Genomic DNA, 26,780 nt, shown 5'->3' with positions numbered 1-26,780 from the left:
CGCAAAATAATTTATATTTTTTTACGATTTGTGTGTAGGGTAGGAAATGTTGTTTAGGGAATGTGAATAGGGCAGGAATAGGGCAGGGACAGGTCGCGACCTGTCCGTACGTTAGAGATTAGTCGCGAAATAATTTATATTTTTTTACGATTTGTGTGTAGGATAGGAAATGTTGTTTTGGGAATGTGAATAGGGCAGGAATAGGGCAGGGACAGGTCGCGACCTGTCCGTACTAATTATGAAAAAGAAAAAATAATGAAAAATAGAAAGCGAAATAGAATGCTGGGATATGATTATTCGCAAAATAATTTATATTTCGTTACGATTTGTGTGCAAGATAGAAAATGTTGTTTTGGGAATGTTAATACGGCAGGAACAGGTCGCGACCTGTCCGTACACGAGCCAATGAATCCGTATATGGAATGGAATGAATATGGTTCTATTGCACAAAAACAATGGAATTGGTTGGATAATCAGTATGCGTATGTTATTTTACATTCTTTTATAGTAATGCCGAATCATGTCCACGCAATTTTGGAAATTGATAGTAATTTGATATCTGATTGTGAAATAAAAATAAAATCAGTATCGGAACTAATTGGTGCTTATAAAACGACCTCATCAAAACAAATTCATTTAGCCGGTTTGTCTGATTTTGCCTGGCAGCGTTCTTTTCATGATCATATAATTAGAAACGATGGGTCTTATGAAAGAATTTATAATTATATCGAAACAAATCCTGAGAGGTGGAATACAGATGCGCTTTTTGAAAAATAAAATTATTGTTTAAAACAATTCCAACTGTGTTGGGGCATTACTATTTTCCTGTTTGGCTTTTCCTAAATAGTTGATAATCATTCCAAATTGTTTATCGGTAATACGTAAAACACTAACTTTTCCTAACGAAGGAACGAGTCGGTTAATGCGTTTTTCATGAACATCAGCACTTTCTCCACTCGCACAATGCCTAATATAAACTGAAAATTGCATCATGCTAAAGCCATCTTTTAAGAGATTTCCTCGAAACTGAGAGGCATTCCTTTTGTCTTTTTTAGTTTCTGTAGGCAAATCGAAAAACACGAACAGCCACATTATTCGGTATCCGTTAAGTTCCATAATTTAGGATATTTAATTTTTTTTCGGTGACCTGTAAAACAGTGCTGGAGCGAACTAGCCGTTTTTTGCAATCCTACCATTAAAGGGCTTTTTTCTTCTTTGAAATAAACAGTTTGTGTCAGCATTTGTAATAGTTCCGCTTTTATTGCGGTGTTTAGTTCTTGTTCTTGATACCGGTTCATAATATCAAAAACTTTTTCGTCAACAATGGGACGAAAAGGTTCCATAATATCATCAGCAAGTGCAAAAGCATTGTATTTACTTTTATGATGAATACCAAGTGTATTCAATAATCCGCTTCCGGAAAGTGCTCTAGCTGTAGCGGCTCTTAAAATAGCATACCCGTAGTTTAAAAAATTGTTGGGATAATCACCATAACGTTCTCTTTTTATGCCATTTTTTTCATGATTAGGTAACGGAAAATTTTTCCAATATTGTTGTGCAGCAACGCCTTCCATATTTGTGGTGTCACCGCTTAATACTTTGCTAGCCAGAAACTCAAACGTATTTTTATTTTCAGTTATTTTTGCTAACAATTCCCCTTGATTTTTAATTTTTTCAATAATAGTTTGTTGCCATAGTTGTTTTTTCAGAGGAATTGAAGCTTCGATTTGATTTTTGAATATTTCCTGCTGAATGTGATGGCTGTTGAGGTTGAGTAACATTCCATTGGGTAAGTGGTTGCTACCACAAATAATAATAGCAGTATTATTTTCTACAATTAAGTTCATAGCAGGAATACTCAGATAAATTTCAGCATGATCGAGTACCAGAAAACCAATGTCTTCTATTGGAATGGTACTTTCTCTTATTTCTGATTTTAGTATTAGCTGTTGGTTTTTTGTCGTGATTGAGGATTTATTTTCGATAAGAATTGTTCTTTTGATCATAATTTAAGCCGTTAAATTAATTGCAAATATTTGATTATCAATCAAATTAACATATTTAATAATCAGTTATTTTACGGGAAACCTCAATCTGCCTTTTAAATTGCTGATATAAAAAAAGCGTCTCGTTTTAAAACAGTTTGATGCTGTTTTAAAACGAGACGACCTAAAGAAATTTTAATACTAATTATTTAGTTTAAGCGAGAGTTAAAACAATAATCTTGATTACGCTCGATTTGACAAGAAATAAACTTCTTAGTTATTTATTCCAAATCTTCCACGCTTTCTCTGCTTGAAAAATAAGCATATCCAAACCATTTTTGATTTGTGCTCCTTGCTGTTTGGCTTTTTTTAGGAATTGTGTTTCTGCAGGATTGTAAATCAAGTCAAATGCAATGTGCTTTCCTGTGAAAAACTCATACGGGATCAATGGAAACGCATCCACATTTGGACTTGTTCCTACTGGAGTCGAGTTGATGATGATTTGGTAATTGTCGAATGTTGTTGCGTTGATTCGGTTATACTCAATCGCATTTTCTTTAGCTTCTCTCGACACAAAAGTATAAGGAATGTCCAGTTCATCCAAAGCAAAAGCGACTCCTTTAGAAGCTCCTCCTGTGCCTAAAATCAAGGCTTTTTTGTGGTGCGGTTGCAACAGGGGTTCTAATGATTTTTTGAAACCATAATAATCGGTATTATACCCTTTCAACGTTCCTTTTTTGGTAATTTTGATGGTATTTACAGCGCCAATTAATTCCGCTTTTTTAGATAATTTATCCAGAAACGGAATGACGGTCTCCTTGTATGGAATAGTTATACTTAACCCTTTTAAATTTAAAGTGTTTTTTAGTATCTCTGGAAGTGCTGTTATTTCTGGAATATCAAAATTTTCATAGGTGCAACCAGTAAAATTTTCATTGTTAAATTTATCGGTAAAATATCCTTTAGAAAAAGAATAACTAATATTGCGACCCAGTAACCCAAAACGTTTTCTAACTGTTTCTGTCATTATTTTTTTTTATGTTTTGCAATGTAGTTTTGCACCATTTTTTTGGCCCAAACTACTGGAAATAAATCTTCTAAAAGGATGTAATTATCAAAATTTAATCGTAGGGCATTGCTTAAATGGAATTTTGCTTTTGTATTATCTGTTAGCATAAAATACAATCCTGCTAAGCGGTATTCAACTTCATTTTCTTCCGGAAAATATTCTGAAGCTTGTAATAAGGTTTGAATGGCACTTTCGAATTCTCCTAAAAATTGTAGAATATCCACCCAGAATAACCAGGTGTCAAGTTCAGTATCGCCAAATTCAACTGCTTTCCTGTATCCAAATTCAGCTTCTTCAAAGAAGTTCATTTGCTTATTGATAGTCGCAAAGCGTTTCCAATACAAGCGATTTTGGTTGTCAATCGCTAATGCTTTATTGACATAAAACAATGCTTTTTGGTAATTTTTTTGACGTACATAAAAATCCGTGATGGCAATCCAACCTTTATCTAAGAGTGGATCTTCATGCACTGTTTGATTGAAATATTTTAAGGCTAAAGCTTTGTTTCCTAATCTTTCATAACATTTTCCCATTCGAAGTAACGCATACGAAGTTGCATCATCTAATTCAATAGTTCTGCTATAACTTTCTATGGCTTTCTCGTATTTTTTTAATCGTTCAAAAGCTTTTGCTTTTTCCATGAAAGCACCAAGGAATTCATCATCAATTAAAGTAGCGTAATCAAAGGCACGAATCGCATTTTCATATTCTTTTACACCATAATGCAAACGGCCCAGTTGGTGCCAGGCAATTTCGCTGTATGGATTTTTGTCAATGTATTTATTTAAATAAGTAATCGCTTCTTGGTTTTGATCTAAAAATTCAAAACAATACACTACGTTATACAAAGCGGATTGGTCTTCCAGATCTTCTTCTAAACACTTGATGAAGCTTTCTTTTGCCAGTTCAAGATTGTCCATAAAAAGATATTCCATGCCTATTAAATTATAGACATCAGCATAATCATCTGTGTATTTTAACGCGGTTTGTAATAATTCAACCGCCTTTTCGTGTTGGTCTCTTTTGGAGCAGATATTGGCTTTTTGAATGTAAATTTCTTCATTGGTTGGTTCAATGGCATACAACTCGTTCAATAGCTTTTCGGCTAGTTCGAGTTTGTCGTCATAAACTAGCATTTCCACCTGAACTAATTTTAGTCCGGTAGATTTTGGGTGCTGTTCTAATGCCAGTTTGAGTGCTTTTTTTGCTAAAGCGGCCTTACCCATATCGAGGTAATGAAGAATAATTTCTTCAAATTCTTCGGAGTCAAAAAAGAGTACTTTGTTGGTTTTCAACATGGACTCAAATTTAGACAATGATAAGTTATAGTCTTCTTCTTCGTTGCTTAATTGCATACTGTGTGTTTTTAATTTGGCCTAAATAAATTTAGGGAATCGTGCGTGTACTGCGAGGGAAAGTTGGAATTGTTGTGAACAATTTAATTAACAAAAAAAGGGGTAGTTTAAACGTATGCCCTAGCCCTGATAAGAGTGGAAATCCTTTTGCTTTTTGCTGACAAAAAGTAAAAGATTAAAACGGATAGCAGGAATAGCTCCCAATTTTTTTAATTGTTTTGAATAGGTATTTCAATATGTATCCAATAGTACAACTTCTGCTATCAAAAATCGTTAATCATTTTTCTTCAATCATTATTCCATCCATAACTTCTAATATGATGCTGCAACCTTCTCGTATTTCTTCTTCAGAAATGGTTAGCGGAGGTGTAATTCTAATTGCGCAATCTTCAAATAATAACCAGAATAAAATGAGTCCTTTGTCTTGACATTTAAGAATCACTTCGTTTGTTATATCGGCACTTTGGGTCATTGCAGCCAGCATCAATCCTTTTCCTCTTATATCTTGTATCAAAGGATGTACCAAAAGTGATCTGAATAGCTTTTCTTTTTCCATCGCCTCATCCATGAGATTGGTCTCGGTAATTTCCTGCAAAGTAGCCAAGCAGGCTGACGCAATGACAGGGTGGCCTCCAAAAGTCGTGATATGACCCAGTTTTGGATTATCGCTCAACAAATCCATCATTGCTGATGAAGCCGTAAAAGCACCTACAGGCATGCCACCTCCCATTCCTTTTCCCATAACTACGATATCAGGAACAACATCATAATTTTGGAATCCAAAGAGTTTTCCGGTTCTCCCAAAGCCTGGTTGGATTTCATCGAGAATCATCATTGCGCCCACTTCTGTGCAACGCTCGCGTACTTTTTTGAGATAATCATCGTTTGGCTGAATAAATCCGGCACCACCTTGAATGGTTTCCAGAATAATTCCAGCCGTTTTAGTGGTTATTTTTTGTAAATCGGCTTCGTTGTTGAAGGTAATAAAATCAACATCAGGTATCAATGGACGAAAAATTTGTTTGCGTTCTTCAAATCCCATGACGCTCATAGCACCCATTGTATTGCCATGGTATGCGTTATGACACGAAATCAATTGGCTTCTTCCGGTAGTTCTTCTAGCTAGTTTTAAAGCACCTTCAATGGCTTCGGTTCCTGAATTGACCAAATAAGTTTTATCTAAAGGTGCGGGCAGGAGCGAGGCTAACAATTTGCAATACTGAACCGCCGGACTTTGTGAATATTCGCCATAGACCATAACATGAGAATATTTGTCTAACTGATCCTTTATGGCTTGATTGACTCTAGGATGTTGGTGTCCCAATGTGCATGCGGAAACTCCCGCCACAAAATCCAAGTATTTCTTAGCGTTCGTATCGTAAATATAAGAACCTATAGCATGTGAGACTTCCATGCCCAATGGATATGGTGAGGTTTGCGCTTGGTATTTTAAGAAATCTGGATTCACGGTTATTTGTTTAATCTTTTATTTGTTAAATTGACAGAACGGTGATTGAATACTGCTCCCGAAGTGTCGGGACTGCTCACTGCTGACTTACTTCTTCTTCTTCTTCTTCTTATCGTAATTCAGGGTTTCTTTTCGGATTTTCATAGGAATATCCTCTTTGGCCTCTGCCGCTTTAGTTGCTTTATCTATTTTATCGTTGTCTTCATTTTCTTCGGCAGGAAAAATATCGTCCTTGGATTTTATTCGTTCCTCTCCTCGCCAAAGCAGTCCTCTTAGAATACGTGCATTTTCTGGCAACTCTTTCTCTGGATAAATATCGCCATCCACTTGCTGGAAAAACGTGATAGTTTCTATCGTATTTTCTTCTAAAATAAGATTGATTTTGCTGCTTACATTCTTATTGATACCAATGAGTTCCTGAGCTTCGTTGCGCATGTAATAAATGACTTCGGCATTCTTTATAATATCAACATCATGGAGTTTTCCTTCTTTAAATTTCCCATAGAGATTTTGACCCTTGACTTGATTGTATCCAGTTCCTATCGTGTCTTTGGAGACTATAAACGTGTTGTTGAGTACTTTGAGCGAATCTAGTTTTTGGGTATTGTTGTCTCCTATGAGATGCATGACATCTCCTGTGATTTGGTTTTCTGCGTTCCAAAGTATTGGATTTCCAATCATTTTGGTCAACGCTGTTTTAGAACTTGAATGAATCGAATCACATTTTCCGCTCATATCAGTTTTGAAAAACCGGACATTGTTAAACGCTCTGATAATTCGGTTTCCTTCTTTTCCAGTAACCATTAATTTTTTTCCATGGATGTAAACCGAGTCATTTTCGACAAAATTCACGGCAACAGCTCTTTTGGTTACGTACATAGAATCCAGTTTTTTATACACTTCAGCATAATGCCCTTTTATAATTCCGCGATTGATGGAATCCGTTATTTTTACGTTTCGCGTTGCCGATGCAAATTCCCGGTTTCGATCATAGTACAAACTGTCGCCTTTAATCACCCGATCATCGTATTTGATGTACGATTTATTCAGGAAATGAGCCAGATTTTTTTTGGTATCATAAAATCCTTTTTCGGTATATATATAATTGGCTTTACTGGTAATTGTGGATGGTCCAAAAAGATACGAATGCCCGGAATTACTGAAATAATCCAAGTGATTTGATTTAATTACATAGGTTGGATTAGTAATAGTAACAGCTGTAAGGAATTGGAATTTCTTTTGTTTCACATAATATCTTCCTGAATTGCTTTTTAGCGTATTGTCTTTATTGGTAATTGTTCCTGGCGTATCGTAAAATACTTCTTGAGTGTTTCGGTCAAAATTAATAATCTCTGTTACCAAAGTCGCATCAGGGGAACTCATTACGGCATCTCCGGAAGCATAGGCTTTTTTTACATTTCCATTGTATTCCGCATATTTACTGTTTAGGAATAAAGTGTCACCTTGCACCATTTGAACATTGCCAAAAGCCTTGATGTAGTTTTCTTTTTGAAAATAATACGCTTTATTACAAGTCATTATCACGCCATCATGATTGACACGTACGTTCCCAATCAGCAATAATGCATCCGGTATTTCTACCTGATTTACATCGGCAAAATCTGAGTTTTCTACAATAATTTTTTTTGGGGCTTGCGCCAAAACTAAATTAGCAGTGAACAGTATGAAACAATAACGAAGGAAAAAAAACGATTTTTTCAATGGATTTAATTTTTGTCAAATTTATGAAAAAGGATACAATCCTAATCCATATTAGGATTTATTTATAATTAGTCAAAAGTGCATGATAAACGATGACTTTTCCTTTTTAAAGTTATCAACAAATGCGGCAACTCCTTCGTTGTAGTTTGTTCTAATGGAGAGATGATTATATAATTTCAAACAATATAGAGTTCTTTATATTTAAAAAATATTAAATTTAAAAATTGATATTCATTTTAGTATCAAAAGAATTAAAATCAGCATAAATAATTTTATATGATGAAAAAAACAACTATTGTTGCCGGTATAAGCGTAGTGCTTTTGGCGACAGCCTGTAAAACGAAAGAGTTAAAAATGAATACGGAACAAAAGGAGTCAGTTTCCCATAAAAAAGAAGTGGTGTATCAGGTTTTTACCCGATTATTTGGGAATAAAAACACGAACAACAAGCCTTGGGGAACCATTGAAGAAAATGGAGTAGGAAAGTTCAACGATTTTACAAATACGGCCTTAAAGGAAATAAAGGATTTGGGAGTTACTTATATTTGGTACACCGGAGTTCCGCATCATGCTGTGATTCGAGATTATTCCGCTATTGGAATTTCTAATGATGATCCGGAAGTGGTCAAAGGACGAGCCGGTTCTCCTTATGCCGTAAAAGATTACTACAATGTGAATCCAGATTTGGCTGTAAATCCTGAAAATCGTTTGCAGGAATTTGAAGCTTTAGTTGCGCGAACTCACCAAGCTGGATTAAAGGTGATTATCGATATTGTTCCCAATCACATTGCGCGAAAGTATGAAGGAAAAAGTAATCCGGTTGGTGTCAAAGATTTTGGTGCAGATGATGACACGACCGTTGAATACAAAAGAGACAATAATTTTTATTATATTCCAAATTCACACTTTGAAATCCCTGACACAGACAAGCCATTAAATGGAGAAAAGAATCCGTTAATTGATGGAAAATTTGTAGAAAGTCCAGCAAAATGGACTGGTAATGGTTCTCGTATGGCAAAACCAGATCGAAATGACTGGTATGAAACCATCAAAGTAAATTACGGTATTCGTCCGGATGGTTCCAAAGATTTTCCGGAACTTCCTACTGGTTTTGATTCCAAATCCTATCAGGAACATTTCGATTTTTGGAAAGGAAAAGATGTTCCAAACTCTTGGGATAAATTCAAAGACATTGCCTTGTATTGGACGGCAAAAGGAGTCGATGGTTTTCGATTTGACATGGCCGAAATGGTGCCGTATGAATTTTGGAGTTATATGAATTCAGCCATTAAAGTAAATAATCCGAATGCTTTTTTATTAGCCGAAGTCTACAATCCTAAAGAATATAGAAATTATATTCATCTGGGTAAAATGGATTATTTGTATGATAAAGTAGAAACGTATGATAAATTGAAAGATATCATTCAAGGAAAAGCATTGCCTGATGGATTATCTGACATCCAAAACGGTATTTCAGATATTGAGCATCACCTGTTGCATTTTCTGGACAATCATGATGAACAACGTTTAGCAAGTCCGGAATTTGCGGGAACGCCACAAAAAGGGAAGCCTTTGATGGTGGTTTCTACAACCATAAGTACGTCGCCTACGATGGTTTATTTTGGACAGGAAGTAGGAGAGGCTGGAAATGAAAATGCTGGATTTGGTACCCATTCCAGAACGTCAATCTTTGATTATATAGGTGTTCCCAATCACCAACGCTGGATGAACGGAGGAAAATTTGATGGTGGTCAGTTAACGCAGGATGAAAAGGACTTGCGAGATTTTTATAAAAAATTATTGAATTTCTCTTTGAATAGTACTGCTTTAATGGGGAAATACCAAGAAATACAAACGGTGAATCGCCATACGACTCAAGGATACGATTCTGGAATTTATGCATTCACACGCTGGTCTGATACGCAAAAATTAATCGTTATCACTAATTTTTCCTGGCTTACTACTAGCAATTTCGAGTTAAAAATCCCTTCAGATGTAATCCAAAAATGGAATTTGAAAGACGGAAATTATACACTTACGGATCAATTATACCATAAAAGTTCTGTTGAGCTGAAAGTATTCAATGGTGAAGGAAACGCGAAAATTACAATAGCACCTTCAGAATCGTTTATTTATCAATTGTAAAGGATTTTTAGTTAGCAAAAGGATAAAAAAAAGCTGATATAAATTTATATCAGCTTTTTTTTAGCTCAAACGAATACTATTTTTTTGTTACAGCATCATAATTTTCTTCTATTTTTTTCCAATTAATTACATTAAAAAAAGCATCAATATAATTTTTTCTTCGGTATTGGTAGTCTAAATAATAAGCGTGTTCCCATACATCTAAAGCTAATATTGGAGTTCCGGGAACAACTGCATTACGCATCAAGGGATTATCCTGATTAGGTGTGCTGGTTACTTGTAATTTTCCGGATTTATCTAGAATCAACCATGCCCAACCGGAGCCAAATTGTTTTGTCGCTTCAACTTTGAACGCTGTGGTAAAGTTTTCAAATGAACCAAAATCTCTGGTAATTGCTTCAGCCAATGCATTTGATGGTTGACCTCCCCCTTTTGGCGTCATGCATTTCCAATACAAAGAATGATTGTAAAAACCTCCTGCATTGTTGCGAAGTGTGGGGTCATTTGGATCTAATTTACTTAATACTTCCTCAATTGTCAGATTTTCAAGTGGAGTTCCTAAAATAGCCTTGTTCAAATTGTTAGTGTAAGTCAAATAATGTTTGGAATAATGGATTTCTAAAGTAGTAGCTGATATGTTTGGGGCTAATGCATTGTACCCGTAAGGAAGTTTTTCCAGTTGAAAAGAACCTTCATTAGCCTTTACGTCCTCCGGAATTCCGGTTAATACTTTCTCTTCGGTCGTAGGTAAGGGAACTTCAACGACTTCGGTAAATTTTTTTTTATTACAAGAAATTATGCCAATCAGTAGCAGTATAACTGGAATTAAAAAATATAATTTTTTCATAATAATACTATTTTTTTAACAAAGAATAAATAGTTTCTATGTATTGTTTTTTGGCCTCATCTGAGGTAAGGTGGCTGATTTGCATCCATGCATTGGTTTTAAAAGCATCTCTCAAATGGTAAGTAGAAGTTTGTTTTAGATCTAAAGTTCCAAAAGTAGCTTGTTTGTAAAAGGCATAAAGTCGCAATTGAACATCTTGCGGTAAAGATGCCTGTGTCATCGATGAAGCTATTTTTACAGCTTCCAGAAATTGTAGCTCTAATTCTTTTTCATTCATTATCTTTTGGTAGCAATAATAGTTTTACCTCCAATTGCCTTTTGATTCAATTCAACATTAACTTCTGTTCCTAATGGTAAAAAGAGATCTACTCGTGAGCCAAATTTGATAAAACCGGCATCAGTTCCCTGAATAACCTGCATTCCTTCTTCAGCGTAATTTACGATTCTTCGGGCTAAGGCTCCGGCAATTTGACGGTATAGTACTTCACCAAAGGTTTTATTTTCGATGACAATTGTAGTTCTTTCGTTTTCCTCGCTTGCTTTTGGGTGCCATGCTACTAAAAATTTCCCAGGATGGTATTTGCTGAATTTTACAATTCCGCTCAATCCATAACGGGTGACATGCACATTAATGGGCGACATGAAGATGGATATTTGTAAACGTTTGTCTTTAAAATATTCGCTTTCATACACTTCTTCAATAACCACAACTTTACCGTCTACTGGCGCAAGAATTTGGTTTTCAGTGATGATTACGGTTCTTTTTGGATTTCTGAAAAATTGCAGTATGATGATCAAAAGCAACAGCGCTGCTATTTGTATGGCCATTTTGAGCCAGATGGCGTCTATGAAATTATCAGACAATAAGAGCACAACGGCAGTAAAAATAGTGCCTAATAAAATAGATTGGGTTCCTTCTTTATGAAACATAGTTTAAAATTTGATAGAATAAAAATATAATTGGTGCTACAAATATAACACTATCTAGTCGATCTAGGATGCCTCCGTGACCAGGCATTATTTTTCCGCTGTCTTTGACACCGGCAATTCGTTTGAATTTAGATTCAATTAAGTCTCCTATAGTACCTGCAATTCCAACAATAACAGCTATTGAAGTCCAGATTAGTATGGATCGTTCACTAAATTCAGGGTTGGCTTTTATGTAGTACTTTGAGATCAAATAACCGGCTAAAATAGCAAAAATGATTCCGCCTAAGAACCCTTCAATTGTTTTTTTGGGCGATATTTTTTCAAATAATTTGGTTCGGCCTATTGATTTCCCAACAATATAAGCAAAGGTATCATTAGTCCATATTAAGATGAATAATCCAATTATAATTTTGGGATTATAGTCATTTATTCCAAATGAAATTTTAGTAATAAATACAAAAGGCAATATGATGTAACCTAGTAAATACAAGTATTTTGATGAAGTGCTTATTTTTTGAATGTTATCATAAAATAAGAAAAGGATACATTTTATAGATACAACTAACGCTATAACCAATAAAACAACATCTAGTTGCTGTATGTTTATTGAAATTTCTAAATTAGAATTAAATAGCTGATTGAGGGTATCCGTAGTGATTTTATTATAATGGCTTACTAAAGTAACAGCTGTATACAAGGTTGCACCAAAAAGAACCGGTAAAATTTTATGTATTTGAATTAAATGACAAAATTCATAAATGGCAATTAGTAGAAAAATACCAAAAAGAATAAAAAAGCTTTCAGTAGAGTATAAAATAGAAGCAAGTAATAATAGGATATAAACAGCTCCCGATATACCTCGTTTTAGAGTTTCATTCATCTTACAGATCTTCTAAAAGCAATAAATAAAGATTTTTTGCAGAACTTCCGTATTGCGTGAAGTCTTCTTCTTTGGCTTTTTCGAAATATTTTATAGTAGTAATATTAGTAGGGTAGTCCCTTTCATATTTCTTTTTTATAGCGCTAAGTCCATCGCTTTTGGCTTCAAGAATTTGACTTGTATTTGCTAAAATTATAATGTTTGTGGGTAATTCGTTTGGTTTGTCTTGCTTAATTTGTTTTGAAGAAAACAATATAGATCCTTCTTCAGAAATTAAATTTTCACAACTGGCCAGTAAAAATGAAGGATTCTTTGGTTTAGAGAAACTTAATTTATTATCCTCAAGCATACTGAAAAGTTCTGGTTCATAGCATAAAACTTCACTTTCGAACCAGTCATTCTCTTCAAGAATATTTTCAAAGTGTTCTTTTACTTCCTCTGGATTTTCACAGTATAAAAACTTACCTCCATTTTTTTTAAAATTACTGATAAATTTTTCATCTATAGAGATCGTGCTATCAGCATTGGTTTTACTAAATTCACTTTCTTTATCTTCCTCAGAAGCCGGATTAATTGAACCAAAAATTTTTCTAAAAAGACTCATATCGCTGTCAACTACTTTAATTTATTACTTGAAAACGTTCAAAGATAAAAAAATCTTAATTCAAAAGTAGTTTTTGAATTAAGATTTTAAAAATAATTAAATATTTAGATGTTTCTAAGACACTACTTCTTCAAGATTTTTATCAAATGTTCTTTTTCCGAATATAGCTTCTAAATCATCTTTAAAAATAACTTCTTTTTCGATCAAAATATTTGCGAGCTGATTCAGTTTGTCTTTGTTATCCTCTAAAATCTGAATGGCTCTTTGGTATTGGCCTTCAATTAGTAATGATATTTCTTCATCAATAACTTTAGCCGTTTCTTCAGAATACGGTTTAGATAAATTATATTCGCTTTGTCCAGTTGAATCATAATAGGTAACATTTCCTATTTTTTCATTCAAACCATAAACCGTTACCATGGCACGAGCTTGTTTGGTTACTTTTTCTAAATCACTTAGCGCTCCTGTCGAAATTCTATTGAAAGTTACTTTTTCAGCAGCTCTTCCACCCATAGTAGCGCACATTTCGTCAAGCATTTGGTCAGGACGTACAATTAAGCGTTCTTCCGGCAAATACCAAGCGGCACCTAAGCTTTGTCCTCTAGGAACAATTGTTACTTTTATTAGTGGTGCTGCGTGCTCAAGCATCCAACTAACTGTAGCGTGACCTGCTTCATGAATAGCGATTGCTCTTTTTTCATCAGGTGTTACAATTTTATTTTTCTTTTCCAGACCTCCTACAATTCGATCAACTGCATCAAGGAAATCTTGTTTGTCAACTGCTGTTTTGTTATGTCTCGCTGCAATCAAAGCGGCTTCATTGCACACATTAGCAATGTCTGCGCCTGAAAATCCTGGAGTTTGTTTGGCTAAGAAGTCAGTGTCTAGTCCTTCCACTTTTTTCAATGGCTGTAGGTGTACTTTGAATATTTCTGCACGTTCACGAATATCGGGTAAGTCAACAAAAATTTGTCTGTCAAAACGTCCGGCACGCATTAAAGCTTTATCCAGTACATCTGCTCTGTTTGTAGCGGCTAGAACTATTACATTTGAATTTGTTCCAAAACCATCCATCTCTGTCAGTAATTGGTTTAATGTATTTTCACGTTCGTCATTTCCTCCGGACATGTTGCTTTTTCCTCTGGCTCTACCTACGGCATCAATTTCATCAATGAAAATGATTGCAGGAGATTTTTCTTTGGCTTGTTTGAACAAATCACGCACACGTGATGCGCCCACACCTACAAACATTTCTACAAAATCAGAACCGGATAAAGAGAAGAACGGTACTTGAGCTTCACCAGCTACGGCTTTAGCCAATAATGTTTTACCGGTGCCTGGAGGTCCTACGAGTAAAGCTCCTTTTGGTATTTTTCCTCCCAGGTTGGTGTATTTTTCAGGATTTTTCAAAAATTCAACAATTTCTTGAATCTCTTCTTTCGCTCCTTCTAAACCAGCAACATCTTTGAAAGTAGTTTTAATATCTGTTTTTTCGTCAAATAGTTTTGCTTTGGATTTTCCAATATTAAAAATTTGGCCACCACCACCACCACCGGCTCCACCAGACATTTTTCTCATGATAAAGATCCAAACGGCTATAATAATTATAATTGGCAATAAACTGATTAGGATATCTGACCAATTACTTTTTGCCAAGAAATTAAAATCGTTTAATTTACCTTTGGCAACTGCTTCTTCCAGCTTTTTTTGAAATATTTGATCATTACCAATGTTAAAAACGTAATGTGGTCCTTTATTAGGTCTGTCAAAAACATCTTTCGAAACTTTTTTGTGTGCTGCATCTTTCATTGCTGCCGCATTCAGAAAAACTTCAGCTTCGGTTTTGTTGTTTACAACAACTTTATCGATCTGACCTTTCTCTAAGTAGTCGTTAAACTTAGACGAGGTTAATTGTCCGGGTTCATTAAGACTGGAGCCATTAGTTATAAAACTTATAAATAAGAAAATTAATAATATTGCAGCGTAAATTAGCCAAGGGCTTACTTTAAACTTATTCGGATTTGGATTATTTTCTTTAGCCATTACTACGGATTATGTGTCTTTAGTATTTGTTTTCTATAGTTGTTATTTTAGCATCGCCCCATAAACTTTCGATGTTGTAGTACTCTCTAATATGTTTTTGAAATACATGAACCACTATATTCACATAATCCATTAATACCCATTCTGCATTATCAGTTCCCTCAACATGCCAAGGCTTGTCTTTTAATTCTTTTGAAACTGTTTTTTGGATAGAGTTGACTATTGCATTTACCTGCGTGTTTGAATTTCCATTACAGATTACAAAATAGTCGCAAACTGCAGTGTCTATTTCTCTTAAATCAAGGATAGTGATATCATTCCCTTTTACTTCTTCTATCCCTTTAATGATGTTCGCTAATAGAACGTCATTATTTATAGTCTTTTTCGCCATGAATTATTTTTAATATAAGTTTGTAAAGTTACCATTTTTTGTGATTATTTTTGAACCTTAACACAATATTAAATTATGTTTCACAAAAAAACGTATAGTAAGGTAATCAAACTCGATGCCATAGATTCTACAAACGAATTCCTTAAAGGGTTATCGAACAAACAAGAGCTCGAAAACTTTACTGTTGTTACCGCTGAGAGTCAAACAAAAGGAAAAGGACAAATGGGAGCTGTTTGGGTTTCTGAACCAAGTAAAAACTTAATAATGAGTATTTTGGTCAAGGATTTTTTAGCAGATATTTGTCAGATTTTCAGCTTAAATATTTTGGTTTCACTTACTGTAATTGAGGTTTTAGAATCGCTTAGGATTCCTGATCTTAGTATCAAATGGCCTAACGACATTATGTCATACAATAAAAAAATAGGTGGCATTTTGATAGAGAATAGCATCAAAAGCGACGGAACAATTGTTTCTATTGTAGGTTTGGGACTCAATGTAAATCAAACTAATTTCGAAAATTTAGCAAAAGCTTCTTCTTTGGCCGTGATTTGTGCAACTGAATTTGATAAAGAAGCACTTCTTTCTTCTATTGTTACATCCTTAGAAAAAAATAGAGCATTATGGAATCAGCAATCCAGTACTTCTTGGAACAAATACACAAACACATTATACAAAAAAGGTATTCCCATGGCCTTTTCAGCTCATAATAACGGTAACTTTATGGGAATTATTCAGGGCGTTTCGGTATCTGGGAAACTTCTGGTTCTTCTGGAAGATGATCGTGTCGTTGAATTCGACATCAAAGAAATTCAAATGTTGTATTAAATGTGAAAATTCATAAAATAAAATTTACTCCTAAATAGGGTTTGCTGAAAAACTCAGAGACCCGTTTATTCTAGATTTTCATAAAAGATATAGTTATGATTTTCGTTTAAATCACACCTGTTTTGGTTTTGGTCAATTTCTAGCATTACCCTTTTTGATAAACTCTCGAATATCATAACTATCAGACTGGGGTATCACTCCTGCTAATTTGACTAGATTGAGCACTAAAAACATGCTGTTAATCCATTAAATGACTTCCTCTATTGGGATTTTCATCATTGCTTGCTGAATCCGAATCGTCTTTGGGTTCACTCTTTTTCTGTTCCTGTTTAGTTTTTATAGCAATAATTTTCTCCGTGATTGGATTGATAACATCCAAATTTAAATGCTTTCGGAATGTTACAAATAAAGAAGCATCAAATGGAGGCACTTAGTTTCTCAAATATTGCTATATCTAATTGAAGTGTAAATTAATGTGTGTTTCTCAGCAGACCCTAAAGATTCATACTTTTTCACTTATGATACAACTGCGGAGTGATAACTTCTAATTCTTTGATCTGGATGTTGTCTCTCACAACTCAACTAAAAGATTTCTCATAAAAAAAGCTCGGTTATAAATTTTACGTACTTGTTACATAAGTTAAGATAAAGGTTCTAATGTTATCCAATTGTATGAATAAAGTTAGCAAATCCACAATTAAACTTTAATTAAAATATTTTTTTGTTTTTATCTGTTGAGATAGAAACAAAATTACAATCAAAAAATAAAACACAAGACACTTTAAAGCTATATAGATGAATATTTTAAGACCTTAATAAATTTTAACACACACTACCGAAAGACTCATAAATCAATTATTTAACAGTATATTTTTTTGTTAATAAATGAATATATTTTGTTAAAAGTATCATAACATACGCCATACATCTTACGAGTAAGTTTGCCCTCAAAAATCAAACTTCACAAAAAATGAAAATCTTAGGAAAAAAATTATTGTTTTTTTTATTTGTTTTTTCTGTTCACTTAATTAATGGACAAACAAAAACAATTACTGGAAAAATAACCGATCAGTCGGGGCTTCCATTACCAGGAGCTATTATTATGGTTAAAGAGACCAAATTGAGCTCAATATCAGATTTAGATGGAAACTATTCCATTAAAACTGAAAATGAAAAAACTTTAGTATTCTCTTTTATGGGTTTTAAAACTAAAGAAATTTTAACTTCTGAAACGTCTAAAATAGATGTGGTATTGGATGATAATTCATTGGCTTTGGGAGAAGTCGTAGTAACTGCTTTAGGTATCAGAAGAGAAAAACGAGCTCTTGGATATGCTTCTCAAGAATTAAAATCAGATGATATCAATAAAGTCAACTCCACTAATTTTGTTTCCAATTTATCAGGAAAAGTTGCCGGTGTTCAAATAACAGGTTCCGGAAATGGGATTACAAGCTCTTCCCGAGTGGTGATTCGCGGCGATAAATCGTTAAATATCAATAATAACAGTCCATTATTTGTTGTTGACGGAATACCGATAAATAACAATACGTATGGAGTTGGTGGCAGTTCAACCAATCAACGTGATTTACCAACGGATTATGGTAATGGGGCATCAGAAATAAACCAAGAAGATGTAGAAAGCGTGAATGTATTAAAAGGTGCAGCGGCATCTGCCTTGTATGGATCAAGAGCAGCAAATGGAGTTATTGTCATTACTACTAAATCAGGTAAAAAAAATAAAGGTCTTGGTGTTTCCATCTCTTCCTCTTTCATGACAAGTGAAGCGCTAAGATTACCTGAAATACAGGGGATTTACGGTGCAGGATCAAAATTAACCTATGATCCAGGAGCAGATACTAATTTAGGTCCTAGATTAGATTCCGGATTGTCTATTTTACAAAACGGAAGTCCAGGTTATTCTGTTGGTCAAGGAGTAGCACTTCCTTTCCAATTCAGATATGATTTAAATGACTTTTTCAGAAAAGGAAATTCAATTTCTAACTCAGTATCCATAACTGGTTCAGATGAGAAAACTAATTTTCGTTTGAGTTACGGAAAAACTACAAGTGAGGATATTGTCCCAAATTCAAATTTAAAAAGAGACAATATTAGTTTGAACTTAAACCATAAAATTTCAGATAAATGGAAAGTAATAGCGATAGCTACTTATACAAAAAGCCGTAGTGACAATACTCCTGTAACTGGATATGGAAGTCAAGGGCTTATGTATAATTTATTATGGAATCATACCAATGTTGATTTAGACTGGCTTAAGGATTATTGGATTGTTAAAGACGTCAAACAAAACAGGATGTTCAGCTGGGGAGACAATCCTTTTAAAATTGCTTATGAAAACATTAATGCCTTTAAAAAAGACCGTCTATTTGGTAATATCGCTTCAACGTATGATTTCAATGAAACCCTTTCTTTAATGGTTCGAATGGGAATGGACAATTCCAATGATTTCCGCTGGTCACGAAGACCTATTGGATCTTCCAGATATTCACAAGGAATGTACCGTGAACAAAGTATCACTTTTACGGAGTACAATTCAGACGCTTTACTTACTTACGATCGTACTTTTGGAGATTTTTCAACAAAGTTTTCTGTAGGTGCAAACCGAATGAATCAATACACATCTGAAGGTAAAATTGAAGGACAAGGAATCAGTATCCCCGGAATTTACAATTTACAAAATATTAATGTAATGCCTATACAATCCAGAAATATCTATAAGAAACGTATAAATAGTACGTATGGAATGGCAAATATTGGCTATAAAAACTATCTTTATTTAGATATAACCGCCAGAAACGACTGGTCTTCTACACTTCCGGCAAATAACAATTCTTATTTCTATCCTTCAGCATCTTTAAGTTTTATACCTACATCATTGTTTGAAATGAATAAAAACATTGATTTTTTAAAATTTAGAGCAAATGCCGCATCTGTAGGAAATGATACTGATCCGTATCGTCTAGTAAAAACGTATGAAAATGGAGCTTTAGCAGGTACATTAACAAATCCAAGAACTATTTTAAATAGTAATTTGAAACCTGAAATTGCAACATCCTATGAAGTAGGGGTCGAAGCTCAGTTTTTCAACAGAAGAATAACACTAGATGCTAGTTATTACATTACAAACTCCAAAAATCAAATTGTAGGTTTAGATGTTTCACAAGCAACCGGATCTACATCAAACGTAATCAATGCAGGAAAAATTCAGAATAAAGGAATTGAAATAGGCTTAGGGTTTACACCTGTTAGAAGTGAAAATCTAGAATGGTCAATTAATGCTAACTTTAGCCAAAACAGAGGAGTTGTAAAAGAATTAACAGAAGGAATTAGCAGTTATATAATTGCACAAGGTCCTAACGGTGGAACTGTAGAAGCTCGTGTAGGGGAAAGAATGGGAGACATGTATGGTAGAGGTTATCTTAGAAGTCCTGATGGTCAAGTGGTTTTTGATAATACTGGCTCTCCAATTTTAGACACTCAAATTAAAAAAATCGGAAACTATAATCCAGACTGGATGTTGGGACTTTCTACTAATTTAAGGTTTAAAAACGTCACTCTTAATGCTTTATTTGATGTAAGACACGGCGGTAAAATTTATTCAATGACAAATGCGATAGGAATGGAAAGTGGCATACTAGCCGTATCATTACCAGGCAGAGAAACTGGAATTGTTGGTGATGGTGTGGTACAAAATTCAGATGGTTCGTACAGTCCAAATACAACAGTCATTAGTGCCGAAAACTGGTATTATTCAAATGCTTTTCGTCGTGATAATATTGAAGCAAATTCATTTGATGCTTCTTATGTAAAATTGAGAGAAATAAGCTTGAACTATAGATTTCCACAAAAGTTAATTAAAGCTGCAAATATGCAAAATATAAGCATTGGCTTAGTAGGAAACAACCTGGCTCTTTGGACAAAAGTGCCTAATATCGATCCGGAAACTCAATCTATAAGCGGAGGAACATTATTACCAGGATTTGAAGTTATGCAACTTCCATCTTCAAGAAGCTATGGTGTAAAACTAAATGTTTCATTCTAAAAAAAAACAATCATGAAAAAATTTCTAATATTCGTTCTATTATTAAGTGTTTCAATTTCTTGTACTGATCAATTCGAAGAAATTAACACCAACAAAAACCAGCCAACAGCAGCCCAACCTAAAACATTATTACCAAATGTCATTTTTAATTTAGCAAATGAAAATGTATCGAATGCTTTTGACTTTGGAGATATTGTGGCTCAATATGGCGGGAACTATGAATACAATGAGCTAGACATATATAATTGGGGAGCTAGCAGCCGTTTCTGGAATATGTATAAATGGCTTAACGACATCAATGATATTAAAAAACAAGCCATTGTATTGAACAATAAAAATTATGAGGCCGTATCTTTAATATTAGAATCCTATGTAATAAGTGTAATTACGGATACGTATGGCAATGTCCCTTATTCGGAATCATCAAAAGGAGAAGACGGAATTTTGAAACCAGTGTATGATTCTCAAGAACAGATTTATACAAAAATATTTGAAAATTTAACTACTGCTAATTCCATAATCGAAACGAGCAAATCAATAGAAGGTGATTTATTGTTTAACGGATCCATGTTGAAATGGAAAAAATTCTGCAATTCACTTCATGTACGATTGTTAATGCGTGTTTCTAATAAGACAGTTGTAAATACGAAACTAAGTGAAATCATTTCGAACCCGGCAACCTATCCCTTATTTGCGTCAAACTTAGACAATGCAAATTACAAGTACACTGGTGTTTTTCCAAATATATCTCCTATGACTGATGGAATAAACCGATTGTATGGTTATAATATCGTTATGCCTTCAACCCATATCGTAAATACATTAATCACGAACAATGATCCGCGTCTGAATGAATGGATCGATCCAATTGCTGGAACCAATAATTATAAAGGGGTTCAGCCAGGTCTTGCTTTAGATCAAATTGGGGAACCAACAAAATACTCCCGTAGAGCCGAAGATTATTTTTATACAAAAACTAAAATAACTTCAATATTCATGACTTATAGTGAGTTAAATTTCTTGTTAGCCGAAGCCCGTCAACGAAATATAATTACTACCGGAACTGCCCAGGTGTATTACAACACTGCTGTAGAAGCATCATTTAATCAATGGAGTGTCACTATGCCTGCTAATTATTTAGTCACAACGGCACCTTATAGCGCCACCAATGATGTGTTGTATACACAGAAATGGCTGGCTTTATACCACACTGGTGTAGAAGCTTGGATAGATTGGAAAAGAACTGGAAAACCAAGCTTTATTCAAGCTGGTCCCGGAGCTAAAAATAGTGGTAAAGTGCCCAGAAGAATAATGTATCCAAGTATAGAGCAATCCGTAAATGCCGAAAATAATAGTGCTGCAGTGAAAGCAATCGGAGGAGACAACATTAACAATAAAATTTGGTGGGATAACTTTTAAGGTTTAATGACAGAACCGATTAAAAAAAAAAAACAATGACAAATTTTAATAGATTATTAATAATACTGCAATTATTTATATTAACAAACAGTATTTTTTGCAACGCTCAAAAAAATGAGAATCAAGGGACTTCACTCGATGAAAGTTTCAAAATTGCATTTGGCTCTTGTGCCCATCAGGACAAAGATCAGCCTATGCTTTTGAACGCCGTGAAGCTAAATCCTGATTTATTTATTTATCTTGGGGATAATATTTATGGAGACACTCGAGACATGAATTTATTAAAAAATAAATATGAAAAATTAGCATCCAAAGTTGAATTTCAAGAATTAAAAAAAAGAACTAAAATTTTATCGGTTTGGGACGATCATGATTTTGGAGAAAACGATAAAGGAAGGCACTACCCTTTTAAAAAAGAGTCGAAAGAAATTTTTATGAACTTTTGGGAAGTTCCTCAAAACTCTGAAAGAAGAGACCATGAAGGTATTTATGGTTCCGAATATGTAAAACTAGGTGATAAAACACTTCAGATAATAATGCTGGACACAAGAACTTTTAGAGATAATTTATTAAAAAATGAGCCTAAAAATTCAGTTTATAAAAATGACTATATTCCATATAGTAAAAAAGACAGTACGATTCTTGGAGACAAGCAATGGAAATGGCTAGAAAATGAATTGTCGAAAAAAGCAAATATCCGAATCATTGCCTCAAGTTTGCAATTTGGACATGAGTACAACGGGTATGAATCTTGGACAAATATGCCTCATGAACAAACAAAATTCGTTGATTTAATAGACAAAACCAAAGCCAACGGAGTTGTATTCATTTCGGGAGATGTTCACTGGGGTGAGATTTCAAAAATGAATACAAAAAACACGTATCCATTGTATGATGTTACCTCAAGCGGGATAACCCAAACATGGACTAGTACTGAATCAAATAAAAACAGAATTGGCGGTGTTATTATCCAAAATAACATTGGCTTAATAGAAATTTTCTACAAAAATAAAGTGCCATTGATAAAGCTAAACTTATTTGACAAAAATGGTATTGTGAGTAATCATAATTTTCTTCTATCAGAAATTTCATTCAATTAACGGGAATTATCTCTTTATGAGTAATTGATCAAAACATATTTAGATTATTATAATAAAAGTAATTTATCTCAAAATTACAATAGCTAATGACAAAGCGTTTAAAAAACCTAATCATTAGCTATTTTTTTTGGTAACTATTCAGCCTATTCTAAAAAAAAATAGTTATTAACAATTTTAACTTTCTGTTTTTAGAAAAACAACTTTATTTTAAACAATTGTTTTTTAGTACATAACAAAAATATTTATTATAGAACAATCTGATTAGCTTTTTGTCATGTACTTAAAATATTATTATATTGTTACTACTTAAACAGTTTTTACAATTTATTCATATTGGCTGCTAAAGTTTCTATAAATTTTCCAATTGGTCCTTTTATCATCATGGCCATCATAGGGTTAAATTCTCCTTCAAAATCAAGTTTTACAGCACTGGATTGCTCTGTTATAGTCTCAATATTTGCTATAAGAGTAAATGGAAGTTTGTCACTTGCAGCTCCCAAAACAATTTTTACAGGCGCTACTTTTTCTTTCATTTTAAGTTTGATTTCGGGCATGCCTTTTAATCCAAAAATAAATGCATCATCACCAATAACCTCAAATTTAGCAATGTTTTCAGGCATTAGTTTTTCAAAATTTTTTACATCGCTTAATAAACCAAATAATTCTTGAGCGGATTTGGGTACAGTAACTTTTGGACTTTCTAAGTTCATGTTTTGTAGGATTTTGTTTTTATTTTTTTAAACTTAAATGTTCCAGGTAGACGGATTTACATTCCATTCTCTTAAAGTTTGTTCTTCTTCTTCAGTAATGTATCTTTTGGCTACAGCCAAATTCAATAAATTTTGATAATTGCTTAAAGTGTATAAATCAACATGTGCGCTCTTGAAATTAGTTTCAGCTACATCAAAACCATACGTAAATATCGCGGCCATGCCCTTGACATTGGCTCCTGCTTCGCGCAACGCTTCCACAGCAAGTAAACTACTGTTTCCGGTACTGATCAAATCTTCCACCACTATTACATTTTGCCCTTTTTGTAAAAAACCTTCGACTTGATTTAGTCTCCCGTGTTTTTTAGGTTCCGGACGCACATATACAAACGGTACTCCTAAACTTTCAGCAACCAGCATACCAATTCCTATTGCTCCAGTGGCTACACCGGCAATAACATCTGGTTTACCAAATTGTTTCTGAATATTCTTAGAAAATTCATCCCGGACATAATTTCGTACCGCTGGAAATGAGAGGATTAATCGGTTGTCACAATAAATAGGCGATTTCCATCCAGAAGCCCATGTAAAAGGATTTCTTGGATTCAATTTAATTGCATTTATTTGCAAAAGAAATTCGGCTGTTTTTTCGGCTGTATCTTTATTAAAAATCATAGTACAAATGTATAAAGTTTTTGTTAACGACAAACCACTTTTTTTAACAAATCATATCTCCAAGGAGACCGATTTTCAATTATTTTTGCTAGAAAGCATTGATATAGAGCAACTTATAGTAAAAATCTTTCAAAATAAAATTAATAAAGCCTATTTATACCATCCGGATGAAAGCTTGATTATGAAGACTTTGAAAGCAAAAATCCCGGTTACTAAAGCAGGAGGTGGCTTGGTGTACAATAAAAAAGGAGAAGTCTTATTCATTTTTAGAAACGGAAAATGGGATTTACCCAAAGGAGGAATCGAAAAAGGAGAGGAAATTGGGGATACTGCTATGCGAGAAGTAGAGGAGGAAACCGGAGTAAATGGCTTGACAATTTCCCATAAACTTCAAAAAACGTATCATGTTTTTAGACGTAACGGCAAGTACAAACTAAAAATTACACATTGGTTCGAAATGCAATCTGATTTTGAAGGAACACCTCATGGACAATTAGAAGAAGGAATTGATAAAGTAGCATGGATGAATCCGGAGCAAATTAAGGAAGCTTTGAAAAATTCCTATGAAAATATAAAATTATTATTTGAAGAAGAAAAGCACTTGAGATAGCACTTCATTTTGTCAAAAGATAAGCTGATTGAACAGTTTTGAACTGATTTTTAAATTGGCATAGTAAGTTAAACACTAATTTCACTAATTTCCACGAATTAATCTGTGGGAATTCGTGAAATTTGTGTGTAATAAACATTTTAACGAGCGTTTTTTTATTTTAAAACACGATACACAGGATAGCGTAAATGTGCCTTTTCATAATAAACGGAATGTTTGTAGATCCAGTCCAGTTGCGCTTCCGGATTATTGATAAAGGTAACGTCACTTTGTTTTTTTAAATCAAATTCGGCTTTTAATTTTGGATTATCTTTCAAAATTTGTGTTGCAGAATCTTCAAAAACATAATCGGAATACCCTTCTTTTTGTTGTAGCATCGTGTCGAAAAAATTCCAATTGAAAAAAGAATCGACGGCCTCTGGTTCCAATGTTTCCAATAGGTATTTGATTCCCTTTTGTTGTGTAGGAATAACGTAATCCCCTTTGGCGAAAGCCACTTTCTCCATTTTAGCGGTTACCGAAGTGTTTCGGTGTAAATAATGACCTTCGTATGCGGAACTTGCCGTTTTGAAATCCGCAATCCTGTAGCTTTCAACTTCAATTATTGTGTCCTTTTTTAATTGGCGATAGGAGATCGTATTGCTCTTTAATAATTCAATTACAGGCCAAAATCCTCTCGGAATTATATACGCTTCTGGTATTATTATCTCTTTTACCGATTTAAATTCCTTATTGTACGGAATATCTTTTTTGTACGGTTTTGTTTGGTCATAAAACAAACGGTTTCCGGAGGTGACGTCGCTTTTTTTGTAACTGGCTTCATAGCCTAAAAACGAAAAAGGAATCGTTTTTGTACTGTCAATTTCCCATTTTATCGTGTACGATTGTTGTGGTTTATACTGCTCTTCATTTTTTAATCGCAGTTGTTTGATTTTTTTGTAATTAGCATCTGTAAAATCAATTGCGGAACGCATGTATTCGTAAGTTACTTTCACCCGATCCACATAATTTTTTAGCATGTGCGTTTCCACCACAAACCCAATGGTGTTGAACAATGAAGTATAACCGGTTGCAAATCGTGGACTCTCAAAAAACTGACCAAAACCTTTGTCTGGTGTGTCCTGAAAAGCATTGACATAAGGCGTAGTTTCGATATTCTTTTTTTGTAAATCTTCGACCAAAGCAGGCATCATTTCAGTATTTAAAAAATTCCCTAAAATAGTTCCTAGTTTATTATGTTGGGTCATAATATACGTCAGTTTGTATTGGTAATCCGCGCCATTGCTGACGTGATTGTCAATAAAAACATCTGCATTTACTTTATGGAATATTTCTACAAAGCTTTTCGTGTTACGGGTGTCTGATTTGATAAAATCTCGATTCAAATCGTAGTTTCTGGCATTGCCACGAAAGCCATAGATTTCAGGTCCGTCCTGATTGGCTCTTGAAGTGGAGTTTCTGTTTAAAGCGCCGCCAATATTGTACACCGGAATACAAACGATAATGGTGTTTTTTGGCACTTTTATTTTGCCTAAAGCTAAATCTCTAAACAGTTGCATAGAAGCGTCAATTCCGTCAGGTTCCCCTGCGTGAATTCCGTTATTAAGCAGAATTACCGCTTTGTTTTTTTGGATGGTTCCAAAGTCAAATTGCTGTTCCGGATTAAAAATAACCATGTGCAAAGGCTCACCGCTGTCTGTCTGTCCCATTTTTCGCATTTCGATAGTAGGGAAATCATCCGCCAGAAGTTTGAAGTACGCAATTGTTTCTTGGTAAGATGCCGATTGATTTCCATTACCTTTTTCGAAAAAAGTATCGTATTTATTGTTTTTTTGTGCAAAAGCACTGATGGAGAATAGTAAAAAAAGGAATGTGAAAAGTCTCATTTTTCGGTTTTTTAAATGGAATATCAAATGTAGCTTTTTTTAGACAGCTGTAGATA

24 protein-coding genes are annotated in these 26,780 nt (G+C 34.1%); 7 read left to right on the top strand and 17 right to left on the bottom strand.

All coding sequences use genetic code 11. From position 1 onward, the window contains the following. Positions 1-255: 255 nt before the first annotated feature. Positions 256-777 (top strand): transposase, encoded by a 522-nt coding sequence (locus tag EKM01_RS07905; RefSeq protein ID WP_126460523.1) that lies wholly within the window; start codon positions 256-258, stop codon positions 775-777. A 9-nt stretch (positions 778-786) separates the two neighbouring features. On the opposite strand, the gene cas2 is transcribed toward EKM01_RS07905, so the two are convergent. The 6 genes from cas2 to EKM01_RS07875 form a co-directional block, all read right to left on the bottom strand. Further along, positions 787-1,116 carry a CRISPR-associated endonuclease Cas2 gene (cas2, locus tag EKM01_RS07900; protein ID WP_126455227.1) on the bottom strand — a complete coding sequence of 110 codons (330 nt, stop codon included), beginning with the start codon at positions 1,114-1,116 and terminating at the stop codon, positions 787-789. Beyond that, positions 1,092-2,006, bottom strand: coding sequence for a type II CRISPR-associated endonuclease Cas1 (cas1, locus tag EKM01_RS07895; RefSeq protein WP_126460527.1), 915 nt, complete (start codon positions 2,004-2,006; stop codon positions 1,092-1,094). The genes cas2 and cas1 overlap by 25 nt, the downstream gene beginning before the upstream one ends. Before the next feature lie 256 nt (positions 2,007-2,262). Next, positions 2,263-3,012, bottom strand: coding sequence for a shikimate dehydrogenase (locus EKM01_RS07890; RefSeq protein ID WP_126460530.1), 750 nt, complete (start codon positions 3,010-3,012; stop codon positions 2,263-2,265). After that, complete coding sequence (locus tag EKM01_RS07885; protein WP_126460534.1) at positions 3,012-4,409, bottom strand: tetratricopeptide repeat protein; 1,398 nt, start codon at positions 4,407-4,409, stop codon at positions 3,012-3,014. Before EKM01_RS07885 ends, EKM01_RS07890 begins: the two co-directional genes overlap by 1 nt. 277 nt (positions 4,410-4,686) lie before the next feature. Further along, complete coding sequence (locus tag EKM01_RS07880; protein WP_126561707.1) at positions 4,687-5,877, bottom strand: aspartate aminotransferase family protein; 1,191 nt, start codon at positions 5,875-5,877, stop codon at positions 4,687-4,689. Between the two features lie 87 nt (positions 5,878-5,964). Further along, complete coding sequence (locus tag EKM01_RS07875; protein ID WP_126767691.1) at positions 5,965-7,599, bottom strand: OstA-like protein; 1,635 nt, start codon at positions 7,597-7,599, stop codon at positions 5,965-5,967. 276 nt (positions 7,600-7,875) lie between these two features. Here EKM01_RS07875 and EKM01_RS07870 point away from each other — a divergent pair, with 276 nt between their 5' ends. Then, on the top strand, positions 7,876-9,744 hold the full coding sequence (locus tag EKM01_RS07870; protein ID WP_126767688.1) for an alpha-amylase family protein: 1,869 nt from the start codon (positions 7,876-7,878) through the stop codon (positions 9,742-9,744). A 76-nt stretch (positions 9,745-9,820) separates the two neighbouring features. Here the strand turns inward: EKM01_RS07870 and EKM01_RS07865 are convergent, their stop codons facing one another. The 7 genes from EKM01_RS07865 to rsfS all read right to left on the bottom strand — a co-directional run bounded on the left by EKM01_RS07865 (position 9,821) and on the right by rsfS (position 15,439). After that, positions 9,821-10,591, bottom strand: a complete 771-nt coding sequence (locus EKM01_RS07865; RefSeq protein WP_126460546.1) for a superoxide dismutase — start codon at positions 10,589-10,591, stop codon at positions 9,821-9,823. Positions 10,592-10,598: 7 nt separating this feature from the next. Further along, on the bottom strand, positions 10,599-10,868 hold the full coding sequence (locus EKM01_RS07860; RefSeq protein ID WP_126460549.1) for an acyl-CoA-binding protein: 270 nt from the start codon (positions 10,866-10,868) through the stop codon (positions 10,599-10,601). Then, on the bottom strand, positions 10,868-11,521 hold the full coding sequence (locus EKM01_RS07855; protein ID WP_126563935.1) for a phosphatidylserine decarboxylase family protein: 654 nt from the start codon (positions 11,519-11,521) through the stop codon (positions 10,868-10,870). Before EKM01_RS07855 ends, EKM01_RS07860 begins: the two co-directional genes overlap by 1 nt. Beyond that, a complete protein-coding gene (locus tag EKM01_RS07850; protein WP_126767685.1) occupies positions 11,511-12,401 on the bottom strand; it encodes a phosphatidate cytidylyltransferase in 891 nt (296 codons plus the stop codon). Before EKM01_RS07850 ends, EKM01_RS07855 begins: the two co-directional genes overlap by 11 nt. 1 nt (position 12,402) lies before the next feature. Then, a complete protein-coding gene (locus EKM01_RS07845) occupies positions 12,403-13,005 on the bottom strand; it encodes an LUD domain-containing protein (protein WP_126460560.1) in 603 nt (200 codons plus the stop codon). A gap of 114 nt (positions 13,006-13,119) precedes the next feature. Continuing rightward, a complete protein-coding gene (gene ftsH, locus EKM01_RS07840; protein ID WP_126744792.1) occupies positions 13,120-15,048 on the bottom strand; it encodes an ATP-dependent zinc metalloprotease FtsH in 1,929 nt (642 codons plus the stop codon). A 19-nt stretch (positions 15,049-15,067) separates the two neighbouring features. Beyond that, entirely contained in the window at positions 15,068-15,439 is a 372-nt protein-coding gene (gene rsfS, locus EKM01_RS07835; protein WP_126455820.1) for a ribosome silencing factor, read from the bottom strand. A 75-nt stretch (positions 15,440-15,514) separates the two neighbouring features. Between rsfS and EKM01_RS07830 the strand changes: the two genes are divergently transcribed. Beyond that, on the top strand, positions 15,515-16,264 hold the full coding sequence (locus EKM01_RS07830) for a biotin--[acetyl-CoA-carboxylase] ligase (RefSeq protein WP_126554449.1): 750 nt from the start codon (positions 15,515-15,517) through the stop codon (positions 16,262-16,264). A 238-nt stretch (positions 16,265-16,502) separates the two neighbouring features. Here EKM01_RS07830 and EKM01_RS14560 read toward each other — a convergent pair whose 3' ends face one another. Further along, positions 16,503-16,643, bottom strand: coding sequence for a hypothetical protein (locus EKM01_RS14560; RefSeq protein ID WP_156063267.1), 141 nt, complete (start codon positions 16,641-16,643; stop codon positions 16,503-16,505). A gap of 591 nt (positions 16,644-17,234) precedes the next feature. On the opposite strand from EKM01_RS14560, the gene EKM01_RS07825 reads away from it, so the two are divergent. Genes EKM01_RS07825 through EKM01_RS07815 form a run of 3 tightly spaced genes read left to right on the top strand, consistent with a single transcriptional unit; the run spans position 17,235 to position 22,843 of the window. After that, a complete protein-coding gene (locus EKM01_RS07825; RefSeq protein WP_126767682.1) occupies positions 17,235-20,324 on the top strand; it encodes a SusC/RagA family TonB-linked outer membrane protein in 3,090 nt (1,029 codons plus the stop codon). A 12-nt stretch (positions 20,325-20,336) separates the two neighbouring features. Further along, complete coding sequence (locus EKM01_RS07820; RefSeq protein WP_126767679.1) at positions 20,337-21,743, top strand: SusD/RagB family nutrient-binding outer membrane lipoprotein; 1,407 nt, start codon at positions 20,337-20,339, stop codon at positions 21,741-21,743. Between the two features lie 35 nt (positions 21,744-21,778). Further along, complete coding sequence (locus tag EKM01_RS07815; RefSeq protein ID WP_126568341.1) at positions 21,779-22,843, top strand: alkaline phosphatase D family protein; 1,065 nt, start codon at positions 21,779-21,781, stop codon at positions 22,841-22,843. A 317-nt stretch (positions 22,844-23,160) separates the two neighbouring features. On the opposite strand, the gene EKM01_RS07810 is transcribed toward EKM01_RS07815, so the two are convergent. Beyond that, a complete protein-coding gene (locus tag EKM01_RS07810) occupies positions 23,161-23,553 on the bottom strand; it encodes an SRPBCC family protein (RefSeq protein WP_126767676.1) in 393 nt (130 codons plus the stop codon). Positions 23,554-23,586: 33 nt separating this feature from the next. Beyond that, positions 23,587-24,228, bottom strand: a complete 642-nt coding sequence (gene pyrE, locus EKM01_RS07805) for an orotate phosphoribosyltransferase (protein ID WP_126460569.1) — start codon at positions 24,226-24,228, stop codon at positions 23,587-23,589. Positions 24,229-24,235: 7 nt separating this feature from the next. On the opposite strand from pyrE, the gene EKM01_RS07800 reads away from it, so the two are divergent. Beyond that, positions 24,236-24,838: an NUDIX hydrolase gene (locus EKM01_RS07800; RefSeq protein WP_126460572.1), complete on the top strand. Its 603-nt coding sequence runs from the start codon at positions 24,236-24,238 to the stop codon at positions 24,836-24,838. A 155-nt stretch (positions 24,839-24,993) separates the two neighbouring features. Here the strand turns inward: EKM01_RS07800 and EKM01_RS07795 are convergent, their stop codons facing one another. Then, positions 24,994-26,724, bottom strand: coding sequence for a M14 family metallopeptidase (locus EKM01_RS07795; RefSeq protein WP_126767673.1), 1,731 nt, complete (start codon positions 26,722-26,724; stop codon positions 24,994-24,996). Positions 26,725-26,780: the final 56 nt, after the last annotated feature.

This window comes from Flavobacterium sp. RSP46 (assembly GCF_003984825.1).
Classification (GTDB): Bacteria; Bacteroidota; Bacteroidia; order Flavobacteriales; family Flavobacteriaceae; genus Flavobacterium.
The sequence above is the reverse complement of the archived record's forward strand: the minus strand, read 5'-3'. Positions and strand labels throughout refer to the sequence as shown.

Coding starts and splice junctions, on each gene's coding strand:
- EKM01_RS07830 (WP_126554449.1), top strand. CDS start 15,515: ATGTTTCACAAAAAAACGTATAGTAAGGTAATCAAACTCGATGCCATA.
- EKM01_RS07800 (WP_126460572.1), top strand. CDS start 24,236: ATGTATAAAGTTTTTGTTAACGACAAACCACTTTTTTTAACAAATCAT.
- EKM01_RS07905 (WP_126460523.1), top strand. CDS start 256: ATGAAAAATAGAAAGCGAAATAGAATGCTGGGATATGATTATTCGCAA.
- EKM01_RS07795 (WP_126767673.1), bottom strand. CDS start 26,724: ATGAGACTTTTCACATTCCTTTTTTTACTATTCTCCATCAGTGCTTTT.
- EKM01_RS07820 (WP_126767679.1), top strand. CDS start 20,337: ATGAAAAAATTTCTAATATTCGTTCTATTATTAAGTGTTTCAATTTCT.
- cas1 (WP_126460527.1), bottom strand. CDS start 2,006: ATGATCAAAAGAACAATTCTTATCGAAAATAAATCCTCAATCACGACA.
- EKM01_RS07845 (WP_126460560.1), bottom strand. CDS start 13,005: ATGAGTCTTTTTAGAAAAATTTTTGGTTCAATTAATCCGGCTTCTGAG.
- EKM01_RS07815 (WP_126568341.1), top strand. CDS start 21,779: ATGACAAATTTTAATAGATTATTAATAATACTGCAATTATTTATATTA.
- EKM01_RS07810 (WP_126767676.1), bottom strand. CDS start 23,553: ATGAACTTAGAAAGTCCAAAAGTTACTGTACCCAAATCCGCTCAAGAA.
- EKM01_RS07890 (WP_126460530.1), bottom strand. CDS start 3,012: ATGACAGAAACAGTTAGAAAACGTTTTGGGTTACTGGGTCGCAATATT.
- EKM01_RS07885 (WP_126460534.1), bottom strand. CDS start 4,409: ATGCAATTAAGCAACGAAGAAGAAGACTATAACTTATCATTGTCTAAA.
- rsfS (WP_126455820.1), bottom strand. CDS start 15,439: ATGGCGAAAAAGACTATAAATAATGACGTTCTATTAGCGAACATCATT.
- EKM01_RS07865 (WP_126460546.1), bottom strand. CDS start 10,591: ATGAAAAAATTATATTTTTTAATTCCAGTTATACTGCTACTGATTGGC.
- EKM01_RS07855 (WP_126563935.1), bottom strand. CDS start 11,521: ATGTTTCATAAAGAAGGAACCCAATCTATTTTATTAGGCACTATTTTT.
- EKM01_RS07870 (WP_126767688.1), top strand. CDS start 7,876: ATGATGAAAAAAACAACTATTGTTGCCGGTATAAGCGTAGTGCTTTTG.
- ftsH (WP_126744792.1), bottom strand. CDS start 15,048: ATGGCTAAAGAAAATAATCCAAATCCGAATAAGTTTAAAGTAAGCCCT.
- EKM01_RS07850 (WP_126767685.1), bottom strand. CDS start 12,401: ATGAATGAAACTCTAAAACGAGGTATATCGGGAGCTGTTTATATCCTA.
- EKM01_RS07825 (WP_126767682.1), top strand. CDS start 17,235: ATGAAAATCTTAGGAAAAAAATTATTGTTTTTTTTATTTGTTTTTTCT.
- cas2 (WP_126455227.1), bottom strand. CDS start 1,116: ATGGAACTTAACGGATACCGAATAATGTGGCTGTTCGTGTTTTTCGAT.
- EKM01_RS07860 (WP_126460549.1), bottom strand. CDS start 10,868: ATGAATGAAAAAGAATTAGAGCTACAATTTCTGGAAGCTGTAAAAATA.
- pyrE (WP_126460569.1), bottom strand. CDS start 24,228: ATGATTTTTAATAAAGATACAGCCGAAAAAACAGCCGAATTTCTTTTG.